Source organism: Pseudodesulfovibrio tunisiensis, assembly GCF_022809775.1.
Classification (GTDB): Bacteria; Desulfobacterota; Desulfovibrionia; order Desulfovibrionales; family Desulfovibrionaceae; genus Pseudodesulfovibrio; species Pseudodesulfovibrio tunisiensis.
The window spans coordinates 1,855,389-1,879,649 of record NZ_CP094380.1 but is presented as its reverse complement, the minus strand read 5'-3'; the positions used below and the strand labels follow the sequence as shown (position 1 = coordinate 1,879,649).

Here is a 24,261-nt window from a genome sequence, read left to right as displayed (position 1 = left end):
TTTGCCTGAGAGTGCTGTAAGGAGAAAAAACCATGAGTGAAGAAGTTAAGGAAATTTCCTTTGACGAGCTCGGTCTGACCAAGCCCCTCGACAAGATGACCGCCAAAGAGCTTCGCGCCCTGTGCGTGGCCAAGCTGCCCATGATCACCGGCGCCTCTTCCAAGTCCAAGGAAGAGCTGGTCGCCGCCATCAAGGAACTGTTCGGCATCGAGGAAGAGGGTTCGGTTTCCATGTACAAGGATCAGATCTTCGCCATCAAGCGCCAGATTCGTGAGCTGCGCGCCAAGAAGGGCGAGGCTGAGGACCGTGCTTCCCGGGATCGCGTGCGCCGTCAGATCAACAAGCTGAAGAAGCGCACTCGCCGTCTCGCCAACGCCGTGTAAAAAAAGTTGAAAAAAGAGGTTGACTTTCGGACCGAGGTCCAATAAATCTTCCTCTCGCTGCTGGGCTGTCGTTCAATTGGCAGGACGACGGGTTCTGGCTCCGTTAATCAAGGTTCGAGTCCTTGCAGCCCAGCCAACCAAATGTCCCCATCGTCTAGCCTGGTCCAGGACGACGGCCTTTCACGCCGTTAACAGGGGTTCAAATCCCCTTGGGGACGCCAGGTTGATTTCTCAGAGGCAGCCAGCCAGACCGGCTGCCTTTTTTTTACATACGGGTCCCCATCGTCTAGTGGTCCAGGACTCCGGCCTCTCACGCCGGCAACAGGGGTTCAAACCCCCTTGGGGACGCCACGGAAATCAAAACGGGCTGCATCGCAGGATGCAGCCCGTTTTTTTTGTTTGCTACCCCCCCCCCTTTGAATTTTCCCATCGCCCGACAGGGCTCAACTCGCTCCTCCGATGTCTCTGTGACGATTCCGAGAAAATATTTTCAATGTCCTTTCGTCCGGCTTGGATCGCAAGCAGCTGAAGGTGGGATTGGGAATTCGAACAATCCTCCATGCCGTTTCCTTTTTGGCACACTCCTTGGGCAATCCGTCTTCCGGTTTGTGTTGTAACGAATTTTCATATCGTATATCGCTTATTTTGACTCCGAATATTCTGAGTCGAACGCAATAATATGGAGGATGTTCATGAACACTATGAAGCTTTGGGCGGCCGTTTGCCTTGTGCTGACATGGGCCGCTGTCCTGATGCCGGTCAACGCATCGGCATGCACGAGCATTGTGCTGAAGGCTGAAGACGGGGCGGAGGTGTATGGCAGAACCATGGAGTGGGGGACATTCGACCTGAAATCCCGTCTGGTCATTGTTCCGCGCGGATGCGAGTTCACCGGGCATACCCCGGATGGGAAGCCCGGACTGCGGTGGAAGGCAAAGTATGGTGTCGTCGGATTGGACGCGCTTGAAAAGGATTTCCTTTCCGACGGAATGAACGAGAAAGGTCTGGTGCTTGGCGAGTTGTACCTGCCGGGTTTTGCCGAGTTTCAAGCCTATGACCCGGCTCGGGCTGACGTTTCCATGGGGGCTCTGGATTTGCCCAATTATGTGCTGACCATGTTCGCCTCGGTCGATGAAGTGCGTGAAGGGCTTGAGAAAATTCGGGTTGTGCCCATTCCCGAGCCTGCACTCGGCGGACCGCCTCCGGTACATTTCACCATCGTCGACAAGAGCGGAAAGGCCATCGTCGTCCAGTATCTTGAAGGTGAGTTGACTGTTTTCGACAACCATTTGCGGGTGTTGACCAATTCACCATCCTTCGACTGGCATATGACCAATCTTCGCAATTACATCAATCTGTCCGCAGTGGCCTTGCCCACCAAAAAGATCGAGGACCTTGATTTCTCTCCTGTCGGCGGAGGAAGCGGTTTGCTGGGAATTCCGGGTGACTATACCCCCCCTTCCCGATTCGTTCGGGCTGTGGCCTATTCGCAGACCGCGAGAAAAACGAAGGATGGCGACGAGACCGTGTATGAGGTCTTCCGCGTTCTCGACAATTTCAACCTGCCGGTGGGGTCTGCCGAAGGTGCGAATGCCGACCCGAATCTGCTGAAGGGGATGCGGAGTGCGACCTTGTGGACAACGGCGGCGGACACGAGAAATCTCAAACTCTACTATCATACGCAGCATAACCGCAAAGTGCGCATGGTCGATCTGAAGAAGGTCGATTTTGCGCCAACCGGAAAGGGATTTCAGCGCTTTCCGTTGGATCGGGAAAAGGCTCAGGATATTGAGGACGTCACTCCCCGCTAGTATTCGGGAAGCTACGTAGACCGAGCGGGCTGCATCAAGAGATGCAGCCCGCTTTTTGTCTTTTAATCTGCGTGACAGCCTCTACTTGTCCTCCCAACTTTGCAGTTCCACGATGTTTCCTTCGGGGTCGGCGAGATATTGGACTGTGAGGACGCGACCGTCCGGGTATTTCTGCGAGATGAGCTCGCCCACGGGGGAGCCGCCGTGGGCCATGAAGGTTGCGGCGGTCTTGCTGACGTCTTCCACCAGAAAGGCGATGTGCCCGAAGCCGGGATTGTTCGTGGCGACGGGTGGTCGTTCCGGGCTTTGGTTGTACTGGAATATCTCCAGAGTCGGGCCGCTGTCGCCCCAGCCCGGCAGGCGCAGGTGCATGCCGACTATGTGCGTGCCCTTCAAGCCGGTTACGGCGTCGATCCATTCTCCTTGGAGATTGCGTTCCGGCGAGGCCGGGGTGCAGCCCAGAGCTTCCTGATAGAAATCTGCCAGCCGCTTCCAATCTCTGGCCACGATGTTTGTGTGAACGAATTTCATGGGGGCCTCCTGACGCGATCCCGTTGAACTTGTGGCAAATGGGGTGTCATCCTTTCGAATCCGACATCCTTGCAACTGGTTTCCGTTTTTCATTCCTTCCTTTTCCAGTCCGCGTCAATCCTCCTTGCTGTTTTCCTTTGATCCCTGTTTCGCCCGCTGGCCGTCCGGAGCGAAATCCCGGGGTATGGTGGTTCGAATTCATTTCCATGACCATTCAAGGAGGAAAGCATGAACCCCTACAGTTGCGAAACGTGTTCGGACCGGACGGGCAGAATTGTCGGGAAGCGGGAAACCGTTGCCGGAAATTCTGTCGAATGGGCATATGATTACGACAAGGCCGGGCGACTGACCAAGGCCCGTCTGGATGGCAAGGTCGTCTGCCAGTGCTGGTATGACCGCGAGGGGCGCCGGGCGCGCGATCATTTCCCTCTGACAGTGGGGCCGAACATGCGGGATTACGCCTACACGCCGGACAATCGGCTGACTCGGGCTGGCAACAACAGCTACACGCATGACCGTTCGGGATTCCGCGCCATCTGGAATTCCGGCGGGCGATTTGCGCTTTATATCTATGCCCCGGACTATCGGCTTCTCAAGGTGGAGTTGCCGAACGACAGGATTGTGCTGGAGTTTGATCATGACGCGCAGGGACGGCGGAGTTGCAAGCGTCGCAACGGCGTTGTGGTCGAGTCCTGTTCATGGCTTGATTTTCTGCGTCTGGCCGGATTCCATGACGGTGAATTCGGCTATCGTTTTCTTTATGATGAAGGCGAACGCACGCCGCATGCCATGCAGCGTGAGGACGGGGCCGAGTTTCATCTCCATTATGATCAGGTCGGCAGTCTGCGGGTTGTTGCCAATGTTGACGGCAGGGTGATACAGGAAATCCTGTACGACCCGTTTGGAGGAATAATCAAGGATACCAACACGTCATTGCGTATCCCCATCGGCTTCGCCGGTGGGCTCCACGATCGGGAGCTTGGCTTTGTCCGCTTCGGCTGGCGCGACTACGATACCTTCACGGGCCGCTGGACCGCGCCCGATCCCATTGGAAACGCGGGTGGCGACCCGGACTGGTACGGGTATTGTCTGGATGACCCGGTAAACGGCGTGGACCCGAGCGGGTTGTTTGATGCGGAGCATGACAATGAAGACCGCATTGGTTCGTTGAAAAATATCTTGAAGGGCGGAGCTGTGGGGGCGGCGAGCGGAGGACTGTTGGGGGCAGGCATTGGCAGTGTAGTACCCGGAGCCGGAACGCTTGTCGGCGGAACTGTTGGTACCGTTACGGGCTTTGGGAAAGGCTTGGTCGATGGTGTGCTGGCTGAAGGTATCGACAAATCAAGTCTGTCGCCTTCACAAAAGGATGTTTTACATATGCTGAATTCTCTGGTGCCATAGGAAAGAGTTGAAAATGATATTAGTGGAACAGAGAGGGTGTTGTGCTTAAGACAAACAGGCAAAGAGGAATTGCTTTGGGAATAGTTGCCATTTTTTCTCTATGTTATGATATATTGGAAAGGCATACAGTAGAGAGCTTTGTTTTTTCAACTGTTTCTTCGACTCTTCCTGCTGCAATAGGAGCTTTGTGGTTGTTCTTCAGGAAGAAGCCTGTGGAGAAAATGAGTGAGCAGTAATGTTCTTGAATTAATGTCTTTGGATTTGTTTGTGAACCGCGCGATATTTGTTGGGAAACATGAGCAGCGTTTGATAAGGGCCTGGCACCCATGACTCGGGCGGGAGTTGCTGGCGCCGCTGCCAGAAGTGGCTATGACTGCTACAAAGAAGATTTCGGGAAATAATGTGAGAGTAAAAGCGTGTGAAATTTTCATGGCCGTTATTATGTCGGCTCATGGAATAGGTATGATTGTGCCCCGAGATTTTAGTTACAGTGGGCAACCTTTGAATGGGTAGCTTACATATATGCAGCTATTGGTTTGTCAATTGTGCATTTTGCATGGTCTATTCGGCGTACAAAGAAGCATGATGAAAAAATAGACGAATGAAAAGGATCTGGATGAGCCGTTGGATTCAGCTCATCTCGCCAGTTTTTTCAAACATCCGTGTCGTCACGCACCAATAAAAGTAAAAATGCAAGCTTATAGCCATTTTTAATGGTAGCAATATTTTTTACTATAGTAATGGATTGGGAGCTGGGAAATATATATGGATAAAAAAATAACAAACGGGTACAATACTATCCTTTTTGGTGTGTTTTTTCTTTTTCAATCTGCTAAATCACTGCTGGAATACAAAGATGAGAGTGGCATTGTCATAGACAAAATGTTCGAGTCTGAATTTGCGATGAGTATGATGGCTATTATCATATTGTTTGTTGTGTCATCAGCAATAGGCGTATGGATAATAAAATCCTTTTGGGAGCGTCTTATTTCTCGAATTTTTCATGTTCGGAATTTGAACACCTGTGAAGCCATCAGCATTTTGCTTGTTATGCTGATACTTTCAGTGAATTAGATGAAAGTATGATGCTTTTTGCATGATGTTGGTGAAAGGGACTCTCAATGTTACAGATCGTCCGAAAATATGCTGTGCACATTTTTTTCGTATCCGTAGTCATGACGATTTCAAGGATCGTCTTTTGGAAATCTTTTTCCCGGTGTTGTGGCTGGCCCTTTCCCTGTTTTCTGCCGGATTCTATTTTTCCTCCGCTTCCCTTTGCAGTTCCGCCATGGTCTGCCTGAGGCCGTGGTTGATTTCCACCTGCGGGGCATAGCCGTGGGCGCGGAGGCGGGATATGTCCGCAAGGGAGCGGTGGATGTCGCCTGGGCGGGGCAGGGTGAAGTCGATGGGCGCGGTTGATCCGGCAATGGCGCGAGCCTGCATGGCAATGCCCACGATGGATGTCTCCTCGCCGCGCGCCACGTTGTAGATGCCGGAAAGCTGTCCCTCGCCCGTGATGCCTGCGGCGAGCAGATAGGCGTTCACCACATCGGACACATAGACGAAATCCCGGGTCTGGGTGCCGTCTCCGTAGATGAGAATCGGCTGGTGCGCGATGCTCCGGTTCATGAAGATGGAAACCACGCCCGAATAGGGACTGGACGGGTCCTGCCGCGGACCGAAGATGTTGAAGCAGCGCAGGGACGCGCCGAACCCGCCCTCGGCAATGTGGCGCGAGGACAGGAATTTTGCCCTGCCGTAGGGGCTGAGCTGGCGGGTTTCGTCCGTGGCGTGCTCCTCCTTCAGGGGCAGGGCCGTGGCATCGCCGTATTCCGCTGCCGAACCTGCAAAAACGAATTTCCCGAAATCGAGTTCCCGCGCCTGATCGTGCAGGGTGCGCGTGGCCTCCCAGTTCACGGTCATGGTTTCCTGCTCGTGCTCCATGGAATAGGGCACGCTCACGATGGCGGCCAGATGGTACACTTGGGAAAGGTTGGGATGCTCGTCCCTGAGCCGGGGCAGAAGATCGGGTTCGGTGATCGAGCATTCATGGAAATGAAAGTCGGGGTTGCCCGCGAAGCTTGCCATGTTGCGGCGGCGACCGGAAAAGAAGTTGTCCACGCCCACAACGACGTGCCCCAGCGCCAGCAGTCTTTCCGCAAGGTGACTACCCACGAATCCCGCGCATCCCGTAACAAGGCATGTTCTTTCGGGCATGTGCGCCCTCCCGATGCCGTCAGGCTATGGGTTGTTCCGCAAACGTGATGAATTCGAGATCGTCCACGGTTTTTTGGAGCATGTAGAAGGCGGTGATCAGGGCCATGAGGCAGGAGTAGCAGTAGCCGTATCCGTAGTACTGGAAGCCCCAGAGCGTGGAAATCCAGCTGAGAATGCCATTGCCGAGGAGAAAGACCGCAGTGACCACGAGCACCTTGCGCCGCTGGTCGAAGTAGAAGAGCACGATCACGGCCATGGACAGGAGCACCTGAAGAAATGCGCCGATCAGGCCGACGCGGAGCAGGGGAACCTGCATGGGCATGAGCTGGGCCAGGTCCACCAGCGCCGGGGCGAACACCAGGCAGAGCAGGGTGATGGCGCCCTGAATGATGAAGACCTCGCGCATGCTTTCCCGCAGCATTTCGATCATGCCTTTCTTTTCCATGAGTATCAGTTTCAGGGATTTGTGGGCCATGATTTTTGCGTAGTAGTCCCGGTAATGCTCGTAGAATTTGGTTTCGATCTTCATCAGGAATATGGCCATGGTGGGCACGATGCTCAGATAGGCGAAAAAGATCGGCCCCTCGTAGAAATCGTGGGTGCGGAACCATGGAAAGATCACGCGGGAGTCCGGAGCGAACCAGAACACCATCTTGTCGATCCAGATGGCGAGGTTGAATCCGAATCCGATGGCGGCAAGGTCCCAGTATTTGGCCATGTACCGGACCAGCTGCATGTCGATCACGTTTTCCGGCGGAAATTCCGAAAGGAGCCGGGCGAGTATCCAGAAGAAGATCACGCATTGGCCCAGCGTGTAGCCGATGAGGTAGCCGGTCAGGCCGAAGGGCGGATACAGGACCATGGCTCCGGCAATGCTGCATGCCGTGCCTGTGGCGAATGCATACACGATGTGCAGGTAATCCTTGACTGCGGACAGGGCGATCATGGCCAGCCAGATGGAGCAGATGACCAGAAACAGCAGCACGGCGCAGAGCTTGTAGAATGGCCCGACCTCGAATCGCCAGTAGATGGCGATGCCGATGGGAATCGCGGTCAGATAGACCATGAGCAGGGATGTGGAGAACGCGCTCAGGGTGGCGCGTTCCCTGCCCTCGTATATGCGGTCCGCCAGATAGCGCGTGAGCACGAGCTGAATCACGCCGACAAGGATCAGGGAAAAGCAGTAGTTGTAGATGATGGTGGATCGGAACACCTCGTGGCGCAGCACGGTGAAGCCCGGTCCTCGGAACAGGCCGAGAATGGACAGGCAGATCACGCTCATGAGCCACGGCCCGGACGAGACCATGGCCGCATACAGATAGGCGGTCAGTTCGCTCAGGTAGGAGTCCCTGTCCAGAATCTTTCGCAGCTCGAAACCTATGCCTGCCATGCCGTCACTCCATGTCCGGAAGGTCTTTGCAGGTGCGGTATATGTCCCGATAGCGGTCGTTCAGGTCGGATTCCCGGTAGAACTGCCTGACCCGTTTCATGCCCGCCTCGGACATGGCCCGCCATGTTTCCGGGGATTCCAGAATGGCGGAGATCGCCTCTGCCGTGGCAATGGGGTCCGCGACCTTGGTCACCAGACCGGACGGGCCCAGGGCTGCATCCTCTTCGATGCGTCCGGCCAGCAGTTCGCTGCACGCGCCCACGTCCGAGCACACGCACGGCACGCCAACGCAATTGGCCTCCAGCACCACGAGAGGCTGGGCTTCGGAAATGGACGTGAGCACGATCAGGTCCAGATTCGGCAGATAGTCGCGGATGTTGACCCTGCCCGTGTATTCCACGATGCGCTCCAGTCCCAGAGTCTGGGTCAGGTCGCGGCATTCCTCGTAATATTCCTCGTCCTCGTCCGTGGGACCCATGATGTACGCCTTGAGGTCCGGGCGTTTCAGGGAAACGATCTTCACGGCGCGGAGAAAGGTCTTCACGTCCTTGATGGGCACGACTCTGCCGATGAATCCGATGGCCCCGCCGCTGGGTTCGGGTGGAGTGCGGTCCGGGTTCATGGCGTTTCTGAAATAGTCGAGGTTGATGCCGTTGGGGATGATTTCGATCTTGGCCGGGTCCGCGCCTTCGGCGATTTCGAGCAGCCTGTTGCCCTCGTACAGGGTGATGATCCGCGAGGCATAGTCATAGGTGAGCTTGCCCAGACTTTCGAATATCTTGATCCAGAACTTCTGGAAGGTGCCGAGGTCGCGCTCCACCCGGATGCGCTGCTGGTCCCGGCTTTGTATCCATTCGGCCTGCGAGATCTCGATCTTGCGTTCCTTGACGTAGATGCCGTGCTCCGTGAGCAGCATGGGGCGTCTGCTGATGATGGAGGCTATGGAGCCGAGCAGCCCGGCATATCCCGTGGAAATGCAGTGGTAGACTCTGGCCTTGGGCAGGCCGCTCTGGAGCATGCGGAAAATGGGCAGATGCGTGAAGCGGTAGGTCCAGAAGTAGTCCAGAAACGAGTCCTGATTGTTGTTCGGGCCGTAGAGTTCCAGCAGAAAATCCCACGATCGGCGGCCGTGGAGCAGGTCTTCCAGCCGGATGGTGCCGCCCCGGAACAGCTTGATCATGTCGTGAATGATGGAAGGATCGCCGGATTTCATGCCGTAGTGGAATTTTCTGATGCGTTCGATTTCGCCTGGCTTCATGTCCCGGAACAGATGCGGTCTGCTTTGCACCGGGTCATGGACGTATACGACCTTGAAGTCGCGGAAGTTTTCCGGGAGTTCGTACTTGATTTCGCTTTTTTCCCTGGAACTGGCCAGAATGCATATTGCGGTGAAGTCGATGTCCGGCAGGCTGCGAATCAGATTGTGCACCCAGACCGAAACACCGCCGGACACGAAAGGATAGCTTCCCTCAAGAAGCAGACATACGTCGTGGACTCGGCTCATGATGCCTCCCCGGAAGAGGCCCAGAATGCATATGCCGTCCGAGCTGCCGGATTCTCCGATGGTTGCGGATCGGTTTCGCGCATGGATTGGACAAGGTGCCTGAGCTCCAGCATGTCGCCCTGCTCGAACTTGATGCGGCAGAGGCCGAGATAGGCTTCCATCATGCCTTTGCCCAGATTGAGCATGTTTGCGTAAAAGCCTTCGGCCACGAGAGGTTCTCCCCGTTCGTAGGCAAGGTCGGCCAGCATCAGGGTGAGTTCGATATCATCGGGTTTCGAGAACAGCACCCGTGTGCCTATTTCATAGGCCTGCGCCCAGTAGTGTTCGCGCATGGTCTGTTCGGGCAGGCCGGAATCGGCATAGTCGCGATAGGCCATGGCCAGAATGCGCAGGTCCTCGGGCTTTTCCGAGGCGGCCTTGCGTTCCGCCTCCTGAAGTGCGTCGATGCGCTTTTCCTCCAGCCGGGCAAGGGCCGTGTGGGCATAGAAGCGGACTTCCGGGGCGGGATCGGTCAGGCTGTTCTTGAGCATGCCCACGGCCTCGGCGGTTCCCATGCGTCGGAGCAGGTTGATGGCTCCGCGCTTCAGGTTCATGTCCTCCCCGGACATGATGTCGATGATGGGCTGGATGCTGATCTCCTCGCGCAGAATCTGCGCCGAGTCCTGTGTCTCGATGCGTTCCAGCAGGGTGTCGCCCCGGTATTCATGGCCTTCCATGTGCGTTGCCAATCCCTTGGATTCCAGCAGGATGTGTGCGCCCATGACCGAGAGCACCGAGCCGACGAGTCCGGCGAGAGGCAGGAAGAGCGTGAGTATCCCGCAGAGCTTCGGCAGGTAGTGGCCCAAACCGGCCAGCCCGCGCGGGCGTTTGCGGAAGATGAGAAAGGACGCCGCGGCGCAGATGTGCAGGAGCGCGGCTGCGGGCCATTTCACTGTCGGTACGAACAGGTCCGACCCCGCCACGTACAGGGCGAGGGATTCGAACAGCGCGGCCAATGCGGCCATGATCAGGAACCTGGCCGCTGCGCGTCTGCGGACTCTAGTTCTCAAATCGGACATAGCTGGTCTTGCGCGTTGCGTCTTCGTAGAGTTCCCCGGGCTTTTCCATGCCCGTGCGATAGGCGCTGAGTCCGGCGCGCAGGGAGCGGAGCGCCCCCATCCTGCCACTGGCCGGAAGCGCCTGAAATGCTCTGTTCAGGTTGCGCACCACCACTCGCGCGCCTTCCATGCTCGTGGTGGGCAGAAGCAGCACGAACGAACCGGGACGGTTGTTCAGGAACAGCAGATCGATGTTGCGTATGCTGCTCTTGAGCACCACGCTCATTTCCGCCAGCACGCTTTGCAGGTCGTCGGCTTCCAGCTCTTCGAGCCCCGGAAGGTCCAGAATGATCAGTGACAGGTCCAGATCGTACCGTCTGGCCCGGTTGAACTCCTCGTCCAGCCTTCGGTTCAGGTATTCGAAGCGGTAGGCGTCGATGACCTCGTCCGCGATGAGCTTGTCCCGGGTTTCATTGTAGAGCAGGGCGTTTTCCAGACTTGCGCCGCACCAGTCCGCGATCAGGGCGGTCATCTGGATGGCTGTGGGCGAAAATTTCACGAACGGCATCTTTTCCACCACCACCACGCCCATTACATGCTTGTCGTCCGCCGTGGTGATGGGGGCGGCGATCAGGGTGGAATCGGGGGCTCCCTGGTCCAGCAGTTCCATGTTCAGGGATTGGGGCTTGCCCGTGGTCACGGCCTTGACGATCATGCTTTCGGCCTGATCCAGCGGGATGGTCTCGGGTACGATCCGATCCGGGGCAACCTGTGCGCCCCGGAGCACGAGCGTGTTGTCCTCCCTGATGAAGATGGTGCTCTCGTCCGCATGCACGTAATCCTGAAGCAGATCCAGAATGGCGGAATAGATTCCCTCGGCATTGAGCGTGCGCAGGGACTGGGTGGCCTCGTACAGTGTGGCCAGCGTGTGCTCCTGCGACACGATGCGGGTGTCCACCTCTTCCTTGGCCTTGCTCAGGGCTTCGTATTGTTCGCGCTGGCGGTCGCAGGTGGAACGCAGTTCGTCCCGTTCCGTCCTGAGTTCGTTGAGTTCGGAAATCTGAAGCTGGCGGATTTCGCCGAGAATGGCCCCCACCGAGATCAGGAGCAGAGGCTTGCCCCATACGTCGAACGAGGTCGCCTCGACAATGGAGACGTCCGGAATGGAGATGATCTTGAAGCCGAAATACGCGAGACCGGAGATCAGTCCGGCCATGAGCCCGCCCGTGAAGCCGTAGCGCACGGCAATGGGGACGACCACGAGCCAGTAGGGATGCGGGGCCACGTCGATGAACCCGGGATTGGCCCGATAGAACAGCATGTTGACCACGGTGATGATGCCGAGGCCCAGAAGCGCTTCCACGAGAAAGATTCTTCTGGCGTCCGAACGCCCCCCCCTGTGCAGCATGGCGGCTCCCTTGTCAGAACACGATACTGATCGATGAATTCAGGGTTCGGGAAATGCCGCCTCCGGCATCTCCGCTGTCCGAGGTGTATTCGTACCCGGACCTCCATTCCACCCTATCATGGAGTTTGACAATTAATCCACCGGACCAGAAAAAAGTTACCTGAGGTTTGAACTGGTCCTTGCGCGCTCCGCCGGAGAGCGTGTAGCCGAGAAAGGGGGTGAGGGAGTGTTCGTGAAAGGCCGAGAGCGTATGAACTGCCTCGGATTTCAGGAAATCCACAGGCGTGTTCGCGTCGTTTTCATAGTCGAAATTGGTGCGCAGAAACGAGTATGTGAGGTAGAGGCCGGGCTGATCGGAAATCTTTTTGGTCAGGGCGAACTCCACGCCCTTTCGTCTTCCGTAGTCCGTGCCGTCATCTATGCCGTAGTCCTGGACATAGGCATCGAGGCCCATTCCCCAGGAGTCGTTGAAAAAGCCTTCGTACCGGAATCGGGCGCGATTGAAGGTCATGTGCCGGGCCGCGCCCTCCACGGAATCGTAATAGGGCTTGCTCCGTTCGTACATGATCACGGTCTGGCCGCCAAAGGACGGGCGGTAGCCCAGCCCGGCCTCCTGAGCAAAGCCGTGCGAGCCGTCGTCGTGAACCCCCAGCCCGAGAATCACGTCCCAGTCCTGATTCACGGTGCGGGTGACGCGTGCCCAGCGGTCCCAAACCGTGCGGTCAACGCGTTCGGCTCCGTCATCCGCCTTGCGGTGAATCTGGCCCATGGTGACGCCCAGTTCCAGACGCGTGGGCGCATCCGGGTGCATGGAAAATTTCACGGGCCAGAGCCGGTACCAGCCTGTTGTCTGGTCCACGTGGGACACGCCCATGTCAAGGCGTGGCCTGTGTTCCAGCAGCAGGGTGCGGAGCGCTTCGGATGCGTCCGCATTGTCCGGGTCCAGTTCCAGTGCGTGGGAAAAGTCGTTGATGGCCCGGGACCAGTCGCCCGCATCCTGTCGCGTGAATGCGGAATCCACCAGTGCCGCGCCGGATTCCGAGCGGATTTGCAACAGGGAGTCGTAGAATCGGACGCTTTCCTCGTACTGCCCGGCCCTGGCGCGCAACGTCCCCATGAGCCGCAGTCCGTCCGGCGAGGCTGGATCACCCCTGAGCCAGTGGCCGAGCGTGGTCAAGGCCTTTTCGTAATCCCCGCGGTCGATGAGCAGCTCCACATACAGGGAGAGGATGTCCGCGTCGCCGGGGCGGTCCTTGAGGATGTGTTCATACAGGGCAATGGCCTTGTCGAGGTCCCCGGTCTGCGTCAGGATTCTTGCCCGGGCCACGCGCGGATCATCGCCTTCCACTACAAAGGGATATGTCTGAGGCGGCTGATTATTTCCGATTGCAAGAGGATACGGATTCTCCTCGTCCGTGGCCGCCCGTGCCGGGCCGCTGAAGACGAGCATCTGTCCGAGCAGGAGAATGAGAAAAATCGGAAACAGTCTTCGCATAGATGGTTGTCGATTATGGTTTTCGAAACTGTGTAGCCCGCTTTTGCTCGGCAAGCAACCGTTCGGCTGTTTTTGACTGGCGCAGGGCAAGGGACGGTTTGCCTATCCTGCCGTAGAGTTCGGCCAGCCGAAGGTGGGCATCGGCATCCCCCGGGTATTTCTTCAGATAGCTGCGGAAGGCTCGTTCCGCTCGATGTTCCTGTCCGTAATCCGCGTAGGCAATGGCCATTCCCTTCATGGCCCGGATGTCGCCGGGAACCAGCCTGAGCGCGCGGTCGAACATGTCCGCCGCGATTTCCGCCATGCCCAGATACAGGGACTCCGATCCGGCCAGAATCAGGAATTCCGCGTTGTTTGCCTGTGCCCGCGCCAGTTGGCGGAACAGTCTGCGGGCCTTGCGCCCCTTGCCAGTCAGGGCCATGGCCCGTGCCAGTACCAGTGCGCCGCGCGGCTGCGAGTCGGTTGCGTCCGCATACTCGGCCAGCAGGTTCAGCGCGCGTTCGGGCTGGCCTGCATTCACATGGGCTTCGGCAAGGAAAATCCGTTCCTCTTCGGTGAGTTGGCGTTTTCGAGCCAGTGTTTCATAATATTCGATGGCCTTGGCAAAGTCGCCGCCTGCTGCCTGGGCTTCGAGCATGGCAAGGGCTGCGTCTTCGTCCGCAGGGCGAATGCCTGCGGCCCGGCGGAAATAGCGCAGGGCCTCGGGAGGTAGTCCCGCGCCCAGAAAGGCCCGGCCCGTGCGCATGGCCAGATCGAAATTTCGGGGGCTGGCGTCGGATTGGGGGGCAAGCAGGCTTGCGGCCACGTCCGGGCGGTCCGTGTATTCGGCCAGCCTGATTTTCGCGTCCCGATATTTCGAGGAGTCCGGATGGTCCTCGAAAAGCTGGCTGAACAGGTGGTACGCCTCTTCGTTCAGGCCTGCGCTCTCGGCGTACACGGCCCATTTTTCCAGGAGCGCGCGATTGTGGCGGATGTTTTTGGCAAACACGCGCATCAGGTCGGCCAGCTTGACCTTGTCTCCTTCGGACGCGTGAATTTCCGCGGCATAGAATGCCAGTTCCCGATCCTCGGGGCGCAGCTCGCGCGCCAGAAAGACCGCGTCGCGAAACAGGGAGGCCTTTCCGGAAAACGAGGCCACCTCGATCATGCGCATGATGCGGGCCTTGTCCCTGCCGGTCAGTTCCACGGCCCGACGGAACAGGGGGTATGCCTGTGCCGGAGGCCGGGTCCACAGGCTGACTTCACCGGCCAGTTCCGTGAGTTGCAGGCTGTCCGGGAACAGGCGGCGCACCGTGGCCACGGCCTGCGTGACAGGTTCGGCTTTGCCCGTGTAGCCTGCGTATTCGAGCATGCGTCGGGCATCGTCCGGCGCCTTGGTCTTGAGCACGATCTTTCGAATCAGGCCGTACGCCTTGTCCGGTCGGTCTGCCGCATTGTAGCTGTCTGCGGCCGCACGCACGATTGCCGGATCGTCGGGCCGATAGCGCAGGGCCAGCGTCAGGGCGTCCAGCACCAGAGCCGGATCGTCCGTTGCCCCGGCCGCGTCGATGAGCAGGGACAGATCGTCCGGGCGGCCGTCGCGTTTCACGGCCACTTCGCGCAACAGCGGATACGCGTCCCCGGCCTGCTCCAGCGCCAGATATATTTCCCCGCGCGTGCGCAGCATGGCCGGGTCGGTGATGTCGAACCGTTCGGATTGTTCGGCCGCGGCTTCCAGTGCTTCCCGGCTGCCCGAGAACAGGGCCGCGTTCAGAAAGGCGTGCAGATACTGCGCTGCATCGGCCATGGTGTTCATGAAGGTGCGGAGCACGGCCACGGCGCGTTCGAACATGCCGCCTTCCATGTACACGCTGATCAGGTCGCGCCGGATCTGGCTGTTCCCGGGATCGCGTTCGGAAAGGTCTTCAAGAGCGCCTGCCGCAACCTCGTAGTTGCCGGCGTCGCGTCCGACCTGAGCCAGAGTCTGTATGACCTCCAGATTGTCGGGCTGTTCCGCGCGGATTTCGGTCAGCAGGGGCAGGGCGTCGGCGTATCGTCCGTTCCAGCGCAGGACCGAGGCGAGGGCCAGCCGTGCGGTGGCTCCGCCCCGGGCCGTATCCAGACGGGTGGCAAATGCCCGGCCCATGTCCAGATTGTCCGTGGCCATGTACAGCTCTCCGGCCCAGATCGCGAACTGTTCCACGTCCGGCCCCGAAGGTTCTTGGGTTTCCAGCCTGTATCGTTCGTCGAGGATGAAGAGCCGCTGCATGAGAAAGTCCTGATAGGGAGTGGATTCGTCATCCAGCTCCAGAGCCGCGAGTCGATTCAGGTCCGGGGCAAGGGCCCTGATGAATCGGGGAGCGCCCTCTGTCTTTTCCTCGGCCGTCATCCCGATGAGCCGGGCAATGGCGCGGTATTCCTTTTCCCGTTCCCCGAAGTAGCGGTAGAACCCGACGAGCTTGCGGTAGATTTCGGCAGTGGGTCTTACCTCGGCAATGCGTTCGTACACGTTTGCCGCCTGCATGGGCTGGACGTTCCATTCCCGGTATTGCGCCAGTGTGCGGAGTGCGTTCAGGTTGTGCGGTTTCTGCCGCAGGGCCTTTTCCAGCGCGGTGATGGCCTGATCCGGCCTGCCGAGCATGAAATTGATTTTCGCGGCCTGAAGCAGCAGGGCGTAGTTGTCCGGATCATCGTGCAGCACCTCTTCCATGACCGAGGCTGCGGTGGTGATGTCTCCGCTGTCGAGATAGAGCTGGATCAGGTCGCGCCGGAACGGAAAGGCGAGCAGGGAGGCCGTGATCACGGCGGCCACGAAGCAGAGCACCTGCCAATGGCGGACGTTCATTGCCGCACCAGTTCAAGCGTGCGCGTGGTGACTTCGGGAATGCGCAGCTCGCCGTTTTCGTGCGGAACGAGCTTGAGCATCCGTTTGCCCGTGTCCACATGGAACATGGTTCCGGGCTTCAGACCGCCCAGCACGATTTCTCCTGTGCCCCAGCCCGAGTAGTCCACCTGAATCACGCTGCCCGTGCTGCGGATTTCCGAAATCCGGCCTGTGGCGCGCTTGAGGTGCGGCGTGTCGTTGATCGTGTCCGGTCCACCGAGCGCGATCACGGCCCTTTCGGTTCCGGGCTTGAGATGCACGAACAGACCTTCGGGCTGTCTGTCGAATCCCAGCACATTGCGGCAGTGCGATAGGTCAGGCACCTTGTCGGTCCGGTCGAAGCGCACGGTCAGGCAGTCGCCGTAGTCCGAGACGATCCACGCTCCGTTTCGGGCGCGTGCGCATTTCGCCTTGATGAATCCCTGAACCATGCGGATGTAGTCCGAGGTGAACATCCAGGCCACGGGCTGTTTCAGGGCCCAGTCGTACACGTCCTTCAGTGCCTGCAGGGAGGCGATCTTTTCCGCGCTGTAGAAATGGTAGTAGATGTCGATGGGCGAAATGCGGCGCGGAAAGCCGGTGCGGGCCATGGTCGTGGTTATGGAGCGGAATCCGAAGAACGGCCCGGTCCAGAGGTCGGTCAGGATGTTTTCGTTGGCCTGTCCCGTGAATATCTGATGGCGACCGTCCATGTTGCGATAGAGCGGGGCCACGTTGAAAAGGGAGTTTCGTTCCGCGTCCATGACCGTGTCTCCGCCGTTCATGTTCAGGAGCCCGGCCTTGTCGCTGATGGCGATCTGCTGTGCCGTGGGGCGGCAGTCCCCGGTCCAGAGAGTGATCCGGCAGGGCTTGCCCGGGGGGCAGAGTTCCCGGGTGATGTATGCGGCTGATTCCACGATCTCCCTTTCCGCGTTCAGGGAGTAGTCGTCGGTCGTGAATGCGTTGAGTTCGTATCCCTTGACTTTTTCCGTACGCAATTCCGGCCGCCAGTAGAACGGATGCGTCCATGAATGGGATGCGGGCTCGATGTTGGGCAGGGAAAAGATGTCCCTGGCCAGTGCTGCCAGTTCGTCGGTTCCCGCATTTTCCGGATTGACCTCGGCCACGATCACGGAGGCCGTGATGGGCACGTCGTATCGGGTCAGTATTTGGTCCCGGATGACTTCGGCGCAGTTCTTGTGCTTGTCCACCTCGGTCCAGCCTGCGAATCCGTCTGCGTCGATATGGGAAAAGGCCGCGCGCAGGCCGTTCAGCGTGGCGGGGGTCGGAGCGGGATGACCTTGCAGGCCGAGGCCCTTGCGCAGCAACGTGAACGGATCGAGATACCATTGCCGCTTGAACGTGACCGGGTCCTGCCAGTGGATGTATCCGCTCAGGGCGAATGCGCCGTGGTTCGTGACCGCGATTACGGAACTGGAGGAATCCGCCACCTTGTCGCGGCTGACCGAAACCCATGCCTCGGCCTCGCCTGCGGGGCGGATGTTGATGTGCATGGGCGGGAATTCCGGCAGCTTGCGTTCGAATTCCGCCAGTTCTTGGTTCACCTTGTCGTATCGCAGCGAAAACGAGGCCGTGGTCTGCCCCGGCGCGTAATCCAAGCCGAGAGCCGCGAACACCTGTTTCGGCAGCTTCGGGTCCACGTCCTGTCCGCCGGCCTCGATGGTCCCGAGGTAGCCCAGCACGATCAGGCGGACACCGTTTTTCATGTGTTTGAGCAGCCAGCGCAGATATTCGTCGGCATTGGTTATTTCGTCGGCCACGAAGACCGAGATCACGCCCCGGTATTGCTGCATGGCTTCATCCCCGGGCAGGGGCTGTCTGGCAAGGTCCAGATAATCCGTGGTGCAGCCGAGATGGTTGGCTGGCATTTGCAGGCCGAGGCGGAACAGGTTGGTTTCCGCGTCCACGCCCTGCGAGCTGTCATACACGGCAAGCACGGCGCGTTTGACCGGGACGAGTCCGTCCCCGGCATGGACGCAAGGAAGAAACGTCAGAAGCGTCGTGATGGCGATCACGCCCAATGCAGCGGCAATTCGGCCCTGTTGCATGCCTTTTCCCTCAAGCTGTTGCCGGGTCAGGGTACGCGCGTGGCAACAAGGTCTGCGACCATGTCACGGCACGCTTCCTGACATATCTGATTCAGGGAGATGCGGTACCAGCCCGAGGAACGCGACGAACTGGCCGCCCACAGGATTTCCCCGGTATCCACGTCCAGCATGCGCAGATTCATTCCGGCGGCCGGGTTCTGGTCGATGCCGCGCATGTAGCGGTATTCCGACACGGACCCGAATATGACCAGTCCCGCGCCGAGGTCCTTGCCGATGCGCCGGGCCACGGCCGAGGTCATGACGAAATCCAGATCGGTCTCGTCATCCAGAATTCGTTCGATGATGGCGGTGCGTTCCAGAATGGTGAATTTCCCCGTGGCGTACAATTCCGTGGTCAGAATGTCGCCTACGGCGCGGCCGGCCTGCGGGTGCGCGGTCAGGTTGACCAGCGGCAGCACGGCAAGCTTCTTCCCGAAATGACCTGTTGCCGAAGGGTTGTTGCATGCGACTGGCGGTACGAACCGCCGCAGGCCGCAAGCAGCCATGCAAGGCACAGACAGAGCAGGGCGAGTCGTTTCATCATGTCTCCCATGTCCCGAACCGGGATGTGTACTTGTGGCCTGCGGATGACTTTTTTCCCCGAAGGCCGTAGGTTGCAACAAGAGGATTCTCGGTATTCAATCACATATGAAGTGGAAAAATACAATACGCAAAGGGGGGCGGGCATGATTTTCGAGCATCGGGAGAGCCTGTTTCTGGCCTTTCTGCTGGGGGGGAGTCCTGCTTCTGGCCGCGAGTTCGGCGAGTGCTGCGGACAATGCCGGAAAAGCCTCGCCCCGTCAGAGGCTGGCTTCGGCGCGAACGTGGGGCTATTGGCTTCAGGCTCCGGATCTGAATGCGCTTGGGCGGGCCGGGCTTGATCTCGTGGTGGTGGACTATTCCCGGACCGGCAGGGACGAGGATCGGTTCACGCGTGAGGAGATCGCCGGGTTGCGGGATGCGGGCACGCTGGTGCTGGCCTACTTTTCCGTGGGCGAGGCCGAAACCTATCGTTTCTACTGGGAAGAGGAGTGGGCCGATGATCCGCCCGGGTTTATGGGACCGGAAAACCCGGACTGGCCCGGGAACTTCAAGGTCCGGTACTGGAAACGGTCGTGGTGGACCGTGCTCAAGGCGTATCTGGACCGCATTGCCGAGGCCGGGTTCGATGGCGTGTATCTGGATATCGTGGACGCGTACTGGTTCTGGGGCTCGCAGGACGACTCCCTGACCATGCGCGCGGACGACATGGTTCGGCTGATCGGGCGCGTGGCCAAATACGGGCGCAAGGCCGCGGGCCGGGATTTTCTGGTGGTCATGCAGAACGGACTGGGCATCGTGGAGCACGCCTCCGAATCCCGGCAGCGCGATCTGCTGGCGAGCATCGACGGGGTGGGCGTGGAAAGCCTGTTCTTCAACACCACGGCAGAGGATGCGGCCTATCGCATTCGGCTGCTTGCCCGTTATGCGGAGCATGGCAGCAAGCTCATGAACGTGGAATACGTGCCTGCCGCAGACATGGAGCGGTATTGCGTGGACGCGCGGGGAACCGGGCTGCCCATGCTGCTGTACCGGGCCGATCCGGATCGGATGCTGGACGAACTGGTTCCGCAGAAATGAAAAAGCGGCCCGGCGCATGGTGTGCCGGGCCGCATGACTCGTTGGACTATTTGTAGATGATGGTGCCCACATGCTCGCCGTTCAGGGCGGCGGAGATGTGTTCGGGATGGCGGAGGGCGTCGATTATCTGGAATTCCTTCAGGCATTTCGCGTTCTTCAGGAACGTGAGCACCGGGCGTTCCACGATCAGGTCATCCAGGTCCATGGCAATGAGTTCGTCCACGTGGATGCGGTCGAAATACTTCAGCGCATCGATGTCTTTCGCCTTTTTGGGGTCGTTTTCGTACAGCCCCTTTTCATCCTTCAGGTAGATCAGGGATTTCGCGCCGATGTTTTCGGCCAGCAGAAATGCGCCCGAGTCGGTGCGGTGCGGCGGGATGGACCCGAGTTCCGCGGGATGCTCGAAGAATCCGTAGGGCGGGATGCCGTAGGTGATGGGCAGGTAACCGAGCTGGCAGTACATGGTGAGCTGTTCCAGATGGTCGCCGTGGCCGATCTTCACGCCCCCGTGCTTGGCCAGCAGCACGGAGAGCATTTCCGCGTTCTGCCACGACACCTTGTCCCCGAGTTTGGACAGCACGCCCGTGGGCATGCCGAGGTCCACGCCGATGTTGTAGACGTGGCGGGCGCGGGTGCCACCGCCGGTCATCAGGATGAGCTTGTGCTCGTCCTTGGCCCTGATCAGCTCGTCCAGAATGGGCAGCAGGGCCTTGGCGCCCCGGTCCATGATGGACTGCCCGCCGATCTTGAGCACGTTCACGTCCGGCTGCATGCGGAAATACTCGTCCGCCTCGGTCTTGCGAAGCAGGTCCTTGCCCACCAGGGATTCGCCCATGAGCGGAGTATCGATGTGCAGCCTGCCTTTTTCTTCCTGTTCCTTGATGAGCTTGCCCATATTGTTTTCCTCTGAGAGTTGAAGTGACGTTTTCAGGGACCTTCATTCGACAATAGATCATTTGGTCGAGGAAGGTGCAACCACGTTATACGGTGAAACGGTCCGACCTGAGCAGGTAGTGCAGGCAGATGCCCACGGCGAATCCCCAGGCCAGATTGGCGGCCAGAGCAATGCCCAGCATGACTGCCACCACGAACATGTCCTGTCGCTCCTCCATGTCCCGGACGGTCATGGCGAGTTCGGCTCCGGCAAAGATGAGGAGCACGCCGAGCGCGCCCAGCGGGATCAGGTGCAGCACGGCCACGGCCCCGGTTCCGAGGAGCAGGGCCAGAACCACGAACATGGTTCCCACGATCAGGTTCGAGCCGTTGGTGCGCGCGCCGAAACGATAGTGCGCGGCCAGTCCCCCTGCGCCGTGGCACAGGGGCATGCCCCCGATCAGCGCGGCCAGCACGTTGGCCAGCCCCATGCTCACGCACAATGCGCGGTCCGTGACCCGCGATGCCTGCTCGCCGAAGTATTCATGGCTCAGGTCGCGGTTGGCGATGACCGCATTGCCCAGCGTCATGGGCACCTGCGGCAGGACAAGCACGAGCAGGGCCAGAGAAAAATCCGGACCTTCGGGCAGGCCAAAGGGCAGGATGTCGGGCAGATGCAGGCCCGGGGAAACCTTGGCCAGTTCCTGCCATGCTCCCAGTGCCCCGCCGACCAGTGCGCCTACGCCCACCACCACGATGCCTGCCGGAAATCGCCTGTTGTCCAGCAGAAACAGGGTGGCTACGCCGAAGATCGCGCCCATGATCAGGCTCATGGGAATCGGGCCGAGGTGCTGCATGGCCAGAAAGGGTTCAACGGCCTGTCGGCTCAGCTGGAACGCATGGGTGCCCATGACCAGCGACACGCCCTTGGCCAGCAGAAGTACACCCGTGGTGAGCTGCACGCCGCGGATCACGCTTTTGGGCGTGAGCCGGGAAACGCGGTCCACCAGTCCCGTCAGACCGAGAATCAGCAGGGTCGCGGCCAGAAGAATGCCCGAGGCCGTGATGCTCTGCGGACTCAGGGTCTGGGCAATGGCATAGGCCGAGACGACCTTCATGGGCTGTACGGCCACGGGAACGCGGAAATACATGCCCGCGGCAATGTAGTAGAGCCCCACGGAGAGAAACAGTCCGGTAGGGGACAGGCCGTTCATCATGATCATGGCAAAGGCGAGAGGCAACAGGGTTCCGAGGTCTCCCACGGCTCCGGCCCATTCCATGCGGTTGAATCGTGCTGTCATGTCGGCTTCCAGTGTTTTTTTGAGGACTGTTTGACAGAAGTTCATTTTACTGACACGCTTTTTCAGAAAAACATGTTAGTAAAACTATCCCAACTGGTGTGGAATTGTCAATCGGTTCCTCGGTTGGAAATACAGGATACCACATGAAAGGTTTGCTGCAAAAGCTTCTGGAGCAGGCGGAGCGTGATGCCGAGGTCCGGGGAGTCGCCCTGTCCCGGGCGTTTTCCGTACCGGATGACGTGCCGTATCTGAATACGCTGCAACTGGCCGCTCTGGAAAAGGAGTTCCGCGACTGGGCGGAAAAGGCGGGCCGCCGCGATTTTCGTGCGTCGAGGAGGCGCATGCTGCTGCTGTTTCTGCTGCTTCGGCATACCGGAATGCGGTTGGGCGAAGCCGTGGCTCTGAACGACCGTGGCGACGTGGACGCGGAAGAAAAGCTGGTGCGTGTTCAGTCGGAGAAAAAGGGCGTTCGGGAAATTCCGGTGCCGCGTTCCCTGATCCGTGAACTGGAGCAGGCCGGAGCCGATTCGGATCTGAAGCCGTTCGCCGGACATCTGTTTGCGCTGGAGCCCGCACATGTGCGCAAGACCTGCTATGCCATGGCCAAGGCCGCCGGATTCGACAGAACGCTGGGCGCGCCTGGAATCCTGCGGCGGTCACGGGCCATCGAGATGCTGCGCGAGGGCATGCCCCTGCCTGTGGCCCATCGCCTTCTCGGCATGGCCGACGCGGGATTGCCGTCCCGGGTCATGGAGCTTTCCCCTTCGGACGTGACCCGGTCCGCGCAGTATTACCTTGACCGCGAAAACCGCAAGAAGACCAGCGCGCGCAACCGGTTCTACGGACGCATTGCCCGCATCAACCGGGGCGACATCCAGTCCGAGGTCGTTCTGGAGGCCTTGGGCGGCCATGTGCTGTCCTCGGTCATCACCAATGTCAGTCTGGACGGGCTGGCCCTGTCCGAAGGCGGTTATGCCACTGCCGAGGTCAAGGCGCCGTGGGTCGTGGTCATGCGTGCGGACAGCCGCCCGGATTCGGGCGCGGCCAACACCTTTGCCGGGCGCGTGACATCCGTGAACCGGGGCGCGGTGTCCACGGAAGTGGAGGTTGCGCTGGACGACGAAAGTTCGGTCTGTTCCGTGATCACCGAGGAGAGTCGCAAGCGGCTGGACCTGTCGCCGGGCGACTCGGCATGGGTGCTGTTCAGCGCGTTTTCCGTGATCCTCACGCCCTAGATGCGATTGTTGCGGAATTGTCGCATCTCCTTTGCTCCGGCGCGATCCGCAGCGGTTGACACGCGGTTCCGCTTCGGCAACAATCCCGGCCAACAATCGGACATCCGCCGAGGAGAATCATGAAGAAAGAGCCCATCAACCAGCGCGACATGAAGCGGTATCAGCATCAGGCCAAGTCCATCATCGAGACCCTGCCTTACATCTCCGAATTCTACGGGGAGACCGTGGTGGTCAAGTACGGCGGCAACGCCATGATCGACGAGGAGCTCAAGCGCGCGTTTGCCTTGAATATCATCCTGCTGAAGTACATCGGCATCAATCCCGTGGTCGTGCACGGCGGCGGACCGCAGATCGGCCAGATGCTTGAAGCCCTGCACATTCCCACCGTGTTTCGTCAGGGCTATCGCGTTACGGACGAGGCTGCCATGGACGTTGTGGAAATGGTGCTCGCAGGCAAGGTCAACAAGCAGATCGTGAATCTCATCAATCTGCACGGCGGCAAGGCCGTGGGCCTGTCCGGCAAGGACGGCCTGCTCCTTCGCGCCGAGCCCAAGGAACTTGCCATTGAAAAGGAGGACGCCGCGCCCGAGATCATCGATCTGGGCAAGGTGGGCGAGGTTGCCGAGGTCAATGTCGGCGTGATCCGTTCCCTCGAACGCGAAGGATTCATTCCGGTCATTGCGCCCGTGGGTGTGGACGAGCACGGCAATACCTACAACATCAATGCGGATTCCGTTGCCGGAGCCGTGGCTGCCGCGCTCAAGGCCAAGCGCTTGCATCTGCTCACGGATGTGGCCGGACTGCTCGACCGGAACGGCGAGCTCATCACGTCCATGACCCGCACCGAGGCGTTTCAGGCCATTGAAAATGGCACTGCCACCGGCGGCATGATTCCCAAGCTCAAGTGCTGCCTCGAAGCCCTGCCGCACGTGGAAAAGGCGCACATCATCGATGGGCGCGTGGAGAACTGCGTGCTGCTGGAATTGTTCACCCAATCAGGGATAGGCACCGAAATCGTCGAAGACTAGCAGGCGGTCTCAGGACGGCAATCTGCTGCGTTGCTGCGAAAAGGACAGACTCTCGCGTATGGGAATACGCGTCGATC

General features: G+C 59.2%; 19 protein-coding genes and 3 tRNA genes. 10 read left to right on the top strand and 12 right to left on the bottom strand.

Annotation, left to right across the window (positions count from 1 at the left end; genetic code table 11):
* Positions 1-32 precede the first annotated feature (32 nt).
* The 5 genes from MPN23_RS09305 to MPN23_RS09285 all read left to right on the top strand — a co-directional run bounded on the left by MPN23_RS09305 (position 33) and on the right by MPN23_RS09285 (position 2,194).
* Positions 33-383, top strand: a complete 351-nt coding sequence (locus tag MPN23_RS09305; protein WP_243543933.1) for a hypothetical protein — start codon at positions 33-35, stop codon at positions 381-383.
* A gap of 61 nt (positions 384-444) precedes the next feature.
* Positions 445-519, top strand: a tRNA-Gln gene (locus MPN23_RS09300).
* Between the two features lie 7 nt (positions 520-526).
* Positions 527-604: transfer RNA gene (locus MPN23_RS09295), tRNA-Glu, on the top strand.
* A 54-nt stretch (positions 605-658) separates the two neighbouring features.
* A tRNA-Glu gene (locus MPN23_RS09290) sits at positions 659-734 on the top strand.
* Positions 735-1,069: 335 nt separating this feature from the next.
* A complete protein-coding gene (locus MPN23_RS09285; protein WP_341540067.1) occupies positions 1,070-2,194 on the top strand; it encodes a linear amide C-N hydrolase in 1,125 nt (374 codons plus the stop codon).
* Between the two features lie 81 nt (positions 2,195-2,275).
* Here MPN23_RS09285 and MPN23_RS09280 read toward each other — a convergent pair whose 3' ends face one another.
* Positions 2,276-2,725, bottom strand: coding sequence for a VOC family protein (locus tag MPN23_RS09280; protein WP_243543932.1), 450 nt, complete (start codon positions 2,723-2,725; stop codon positions 2,276-2,278).
* Positions 2,726-2,953: 228 nt separating this feature from the next.
* Between MPN23_RS09280 and MPN23_RS09275 the strand changes: the two genes are divergently transcribed.
* Together MPN23_RS09275 and MPN23_RS09270 are read left to right on the top strand one after the other, a co-directional pair.
* Positions 2,954-4,126 (top strand): RHS repeat domain-containing protein, encoded by a 1,173-nt coding sequence (locus MPN23_RS09275; protein WP_243543931.1) that lies wholly within the window; start codon positions 2,954-2,956, stop codon positions 4,124-4,126.
* A gap of 765 nt (positions 4,127-4,891) precedes the next feature.
* Positions 4,892-5,200 carry a hypothetical protein gene (locus MPN23_RS09270; protein WP_243543930.1) on the top strand — a complete coding sequence of 103 codons (309 nt, stop codon included), beginning with the start codon at positions 4,892-4,894 and terminating at the stop codon, positions 5,198-5,200.
* A 180-nt stretch (positions 5,201-5,380) separates the two neighbouring features.
* Here MPN23_RS09270 and MPN23_RS09265 read toward each other — a convergent pair whose 3' ends face one another.
* From MPN23_RS09265 to MPN23_RS09225, 9 genes are read right to left on the bottom strand one after another with little or no spacing between them, the layout of a single operon-like run.
* Entirely contained in the window at positions 5,381-6,343 is a 963-nt protein-coding gene (locus tag MPN23_RS09265) for an NAD-dependent epimerase/dehydratase family protein (RefSeq protein ID WP_243543929.1), read from the bottom strand.
* A 19-nt stretch (positions 6,344-6,362) separates the two neighbouring features.
* Positions 6,363-7,733: an exopolysaccharide Pel transporter PelG gene (gene pelG, locus MPN23_RS09260; protein WP_243543928.1), complete on the bottom strand. Its 1,371-nt coding sequence runs from the start codon at positions 7,731-7,733 to the stop codon at positions 6,363-6,365.
* A 4-nt stretch (positions 7,734-7,737) separates the two neighbouring features.
* Entirely contained in the window at positions 7,738-9,237 is a 1,500-nt protein-coding gene (gene pelF / locus MPN23_RS09255) for a GT4 family glycosyltransferase PelF (protein ID WP_243543927.1), read from the bottom strand.
* Entirely contained in the window at positions 9,234-10,295 is a 1,062-nt protein-coding gene (locus tag MPN23_RS09250; protein WP_243543926.1) for a tetratricopeptide repeat protein, read from the bottom strand. The genes pelF and MPN23_RS09250 overlap by 4 nt, the downstream gene beginning before the upstream one ends.
* Positions 10,276-11,682 carry a GAF domain-containing protein gene (locus tag MPN23_RS09245; RefSeq protein WP_243543925.1) on the bottom strand — a complete coding sequence of 469 codons (1,407 nt, stop codon included), beginning with the start codon at positions 11,680-11,682 and terminating at the stop codon, positions 10,276-10,278. Before MPN23_RS09245 ends, MPN23_RS09250 begins: the two co-directional genes overlap by 20 nt.
* 13 nt (positions 11,683-11,695) lie before the next feature.
* A complete protein-coding gene (locus tag MPN23_RS09240; protein ID WP_243543924.1) occupies positions 11,696-13,177 on the bottom strand; it encodes a tetratricopeptide repeat protein in 1,482 nt (493 codons plus the stop codon).
* Positions 13,178-13,190: 13 nt separating this feature from the next.
* Positions 13,191-16,001, bottom strand: a complete 2,811-nt coding sequence (locus MPN23_RS09235; RefSeq protein WP_243543923.1) for a tetratricopeptide repeat protein — start codon at positions 15,999-16,001, stop codon at positions 13,191-13,193.
* Positions 15,998-18,088: a polysaccharide deacetylase family protein gene (locus tag MPN23_RS09230; protein WP_243543922.1), complete on the bottom strand. Its 2,091-nt coding sequence runs from the start codon at positions 18,086-18,088 to the stop codon at positions 15,998-16,000. The genes MPN23_RS09235 and MPN23_RS09230 overlap by 4 nt, the downstream gene beginning before the upstream one ends.
* A 26-nt stretch (positions 18,089-18,114) precedes the next feature.
* Positions 18,115-18,546, bottom strand: a complete 432-nt coding sequence (locus tag MPN23_RS09225; protein WP_243543921.1) for a CsgG/HfaB family protein — start codon at positions 18,544-18,546, stop codon at positions 18,115-18,117.
* A 280-nt stretch (positions 18,547-18,826) separates the two neighbouring features.
* On the opposite strand from MPN23_RS09225, the gene MPN23_RS09220 reads away from it, so the two are divergent.
* Complete coding sequence (locus MPN23_RS09220) at positions 18,827-19,747, top strand: MJ1477/TM1410 family putative glycoside hydrolase (RefSeq protein WP_341540113.1); 921 nt, start codon at positions 18,827-18,829, stop codon at positions 19,745-19,747.
* A gap of 46 nt (positions 19,748-19,793) precedes the next feature.
* Here MPN23_RS09220 and MPN23_RS09215 read toward each other — a convergent pair whose 3' ends face one another.
* Positions 19,794-20,642, bottom strand: a complete 849-nt coding sequence (locus MPN23_RS09215) for an amino acid kinase family protein (protein ID WP_243543920.1) — start codon at positions 20,640-20,642, stop codon at positions 19,794-19,796.
* Positions 20,643-20,727: 85 nt separating this feature from the next.
* Entirely contained in the window at positions 20,728-21,921 is a 1,194-nt protein-coding gene (locus MPN23_RS09210; RefSeq protein ID WP_243543919.1) for a putative sulfate/molybdate transporter, read from the bottom strand.
* Between the two features lie 143 nt (positions 21,922-22,064).
* Between MPN23_RS09210 and MPN23_RS09205 the strand changes: the two genes are divergently transcribed.
* Together MPN23_RS09205 and argB are read left to right on the top strand one after the other, a co-directional pair.
* On the top strand, positions 22,065-23,156 hold the full coding sequence (locus MPN23_RS09205) for a TOBE domain-containing protein (RefSeq protein ID WP_243543918.1): 1,092 nt from the start codon (positions 22,065-22,067) through the stop codon (positions 23,154-23,156).
* 119 nt (positions 23,157-23,275) lie between these two features.
* Complete coding sequence (gene argB / locus MPN23_RS09200; RefSeq protein WP_243543917.1) at positions 23,276-24,184, top strand: acetylglutamate kinase; 909 nt, start codon at positions 23,276-23,278, stop codon at positions 24,182-24,184.
* Positions 24,185-24,261 lie beyond the last annotated feature (77 nt).

Bases quoted from the DNA above. Each gene is read 5' to 3' on its own strand.
- MPN23_RS09235 (WP_243543923.1), bottom strand. From the start codon at position 16,001: ATGAACGTCCGCCATTGGCAGGTGCTCTGCTTCGTGGCCGCCGTGATC.
- argB (WP_243543917.1), top strand. From the start codon at position 23,276: ATGAAGAAAGAGCCCATCAACCAGCGCGACATGAAGCGGTATCAGCAT.
- MPN23_RS09215 (WP_243543920.1), bottom strand. From the start codon at position 20,642: ATGGGCAAGCTCATCAAGGAACAGGAAGAAAAAGGCAGGCTGCACATC.
- MPN23_RS09210 (WP_243543919.1), bottom strand. From the start codon at position 21,921: ATGACAGCACGATTCAACCGCATGGAATGGGCCGGAGCCGTGGGAGAC.
- MPN23_RS09250 (WP_243543926.1), bottom strand. From the start codon at position 10,295: ATGTCCGATTTGAGAACTAGAGTCCGCAGACGCGCAGCGGCCAGGTTC.
- MPN23_RS09285 (WP_341540067.1), top strand. From the start codon at position 1,070: ATGTTCATGAACACTATGAAGCTTTGGGCGGCCGTTTGCCTTGTGCTG.
- MPN23_RS09270 (WP_243543930.1), top strand. From the start codon at position 4,892: ATGGATAAAAAAATAACAAACGGGTACAATACTATCCTTTTTGGTGTG.
- MPN23_RS09240 (WP_243543924.1), bottom strand. From the start codon at position 13,177: ATGCGAAGACTGTTTCCGATTTTTCTCATTCTCCTGCTCGGACAGATG.
- MPN23_RS09280 (WP_243543932.1), bottom strand. From the start codon at position 2,725: ATGAAATTCGTTCACACAAACATCGTGGCCAGAGATTGGAAGCGGCTG.
- MPN23_RS09205 (WP_243543918.1), top strand. From the start codon at position 22,065: ATGAAAGGTTTGCTGCAAAAGCTTCTGGAGCAGGCGGAGCGTGATGCC.
- pelG (WP_243543928.1), bottom strand. From the start codon at position 7,733: ATGGCAGGCATAGGTTTCGAGCTGCGAAAGATTCTGGACAGGGACTCC.
- MPN23_RS09245 (WP_243543925.1), bottom strand. From the start codon at position 11,682: ATGCTGCACAGGGGGGGGCGTTCGGACGCCAGAAGAATCTTTCTCGTG.
- pelF (WP_243543927.1), bottom strand. From the start codon at position 9,237: ATGAGCCGAGTCCACGACGTATGTCTGCTTCTTGAGGGAAGCTATCCT.
- MPN23_RS09305 (WP_243543933.1), top strand. From the start codon at position 33: ATGAGTGAAGAAGTTAAGGAAATTTCCTTTGACGAGCTCGGTCTGACC.
- MPN23_RS09230 (WP_243543922.1), bottom strand. From the start codon at position 18,088: ATGCAACAGGGCCGAATTGCCGCTGCATTGGGCGTGATCGCCATCACG.
- MPN23_RS09275 (WP_243543931.1), top strand. From the start codon at position 2,954: ATGAACCCCTACAGTTGCGAAACGTGTTCGGACCGGACGGGCAGAATT.
- MPN23_RS09265 (WP_243543929.1), bottom strand. From the start codon at position 6,343: ATGCCCGAAAGAACATGCCTTGTTACGGGATGCGCGGGATTCGTGGGT.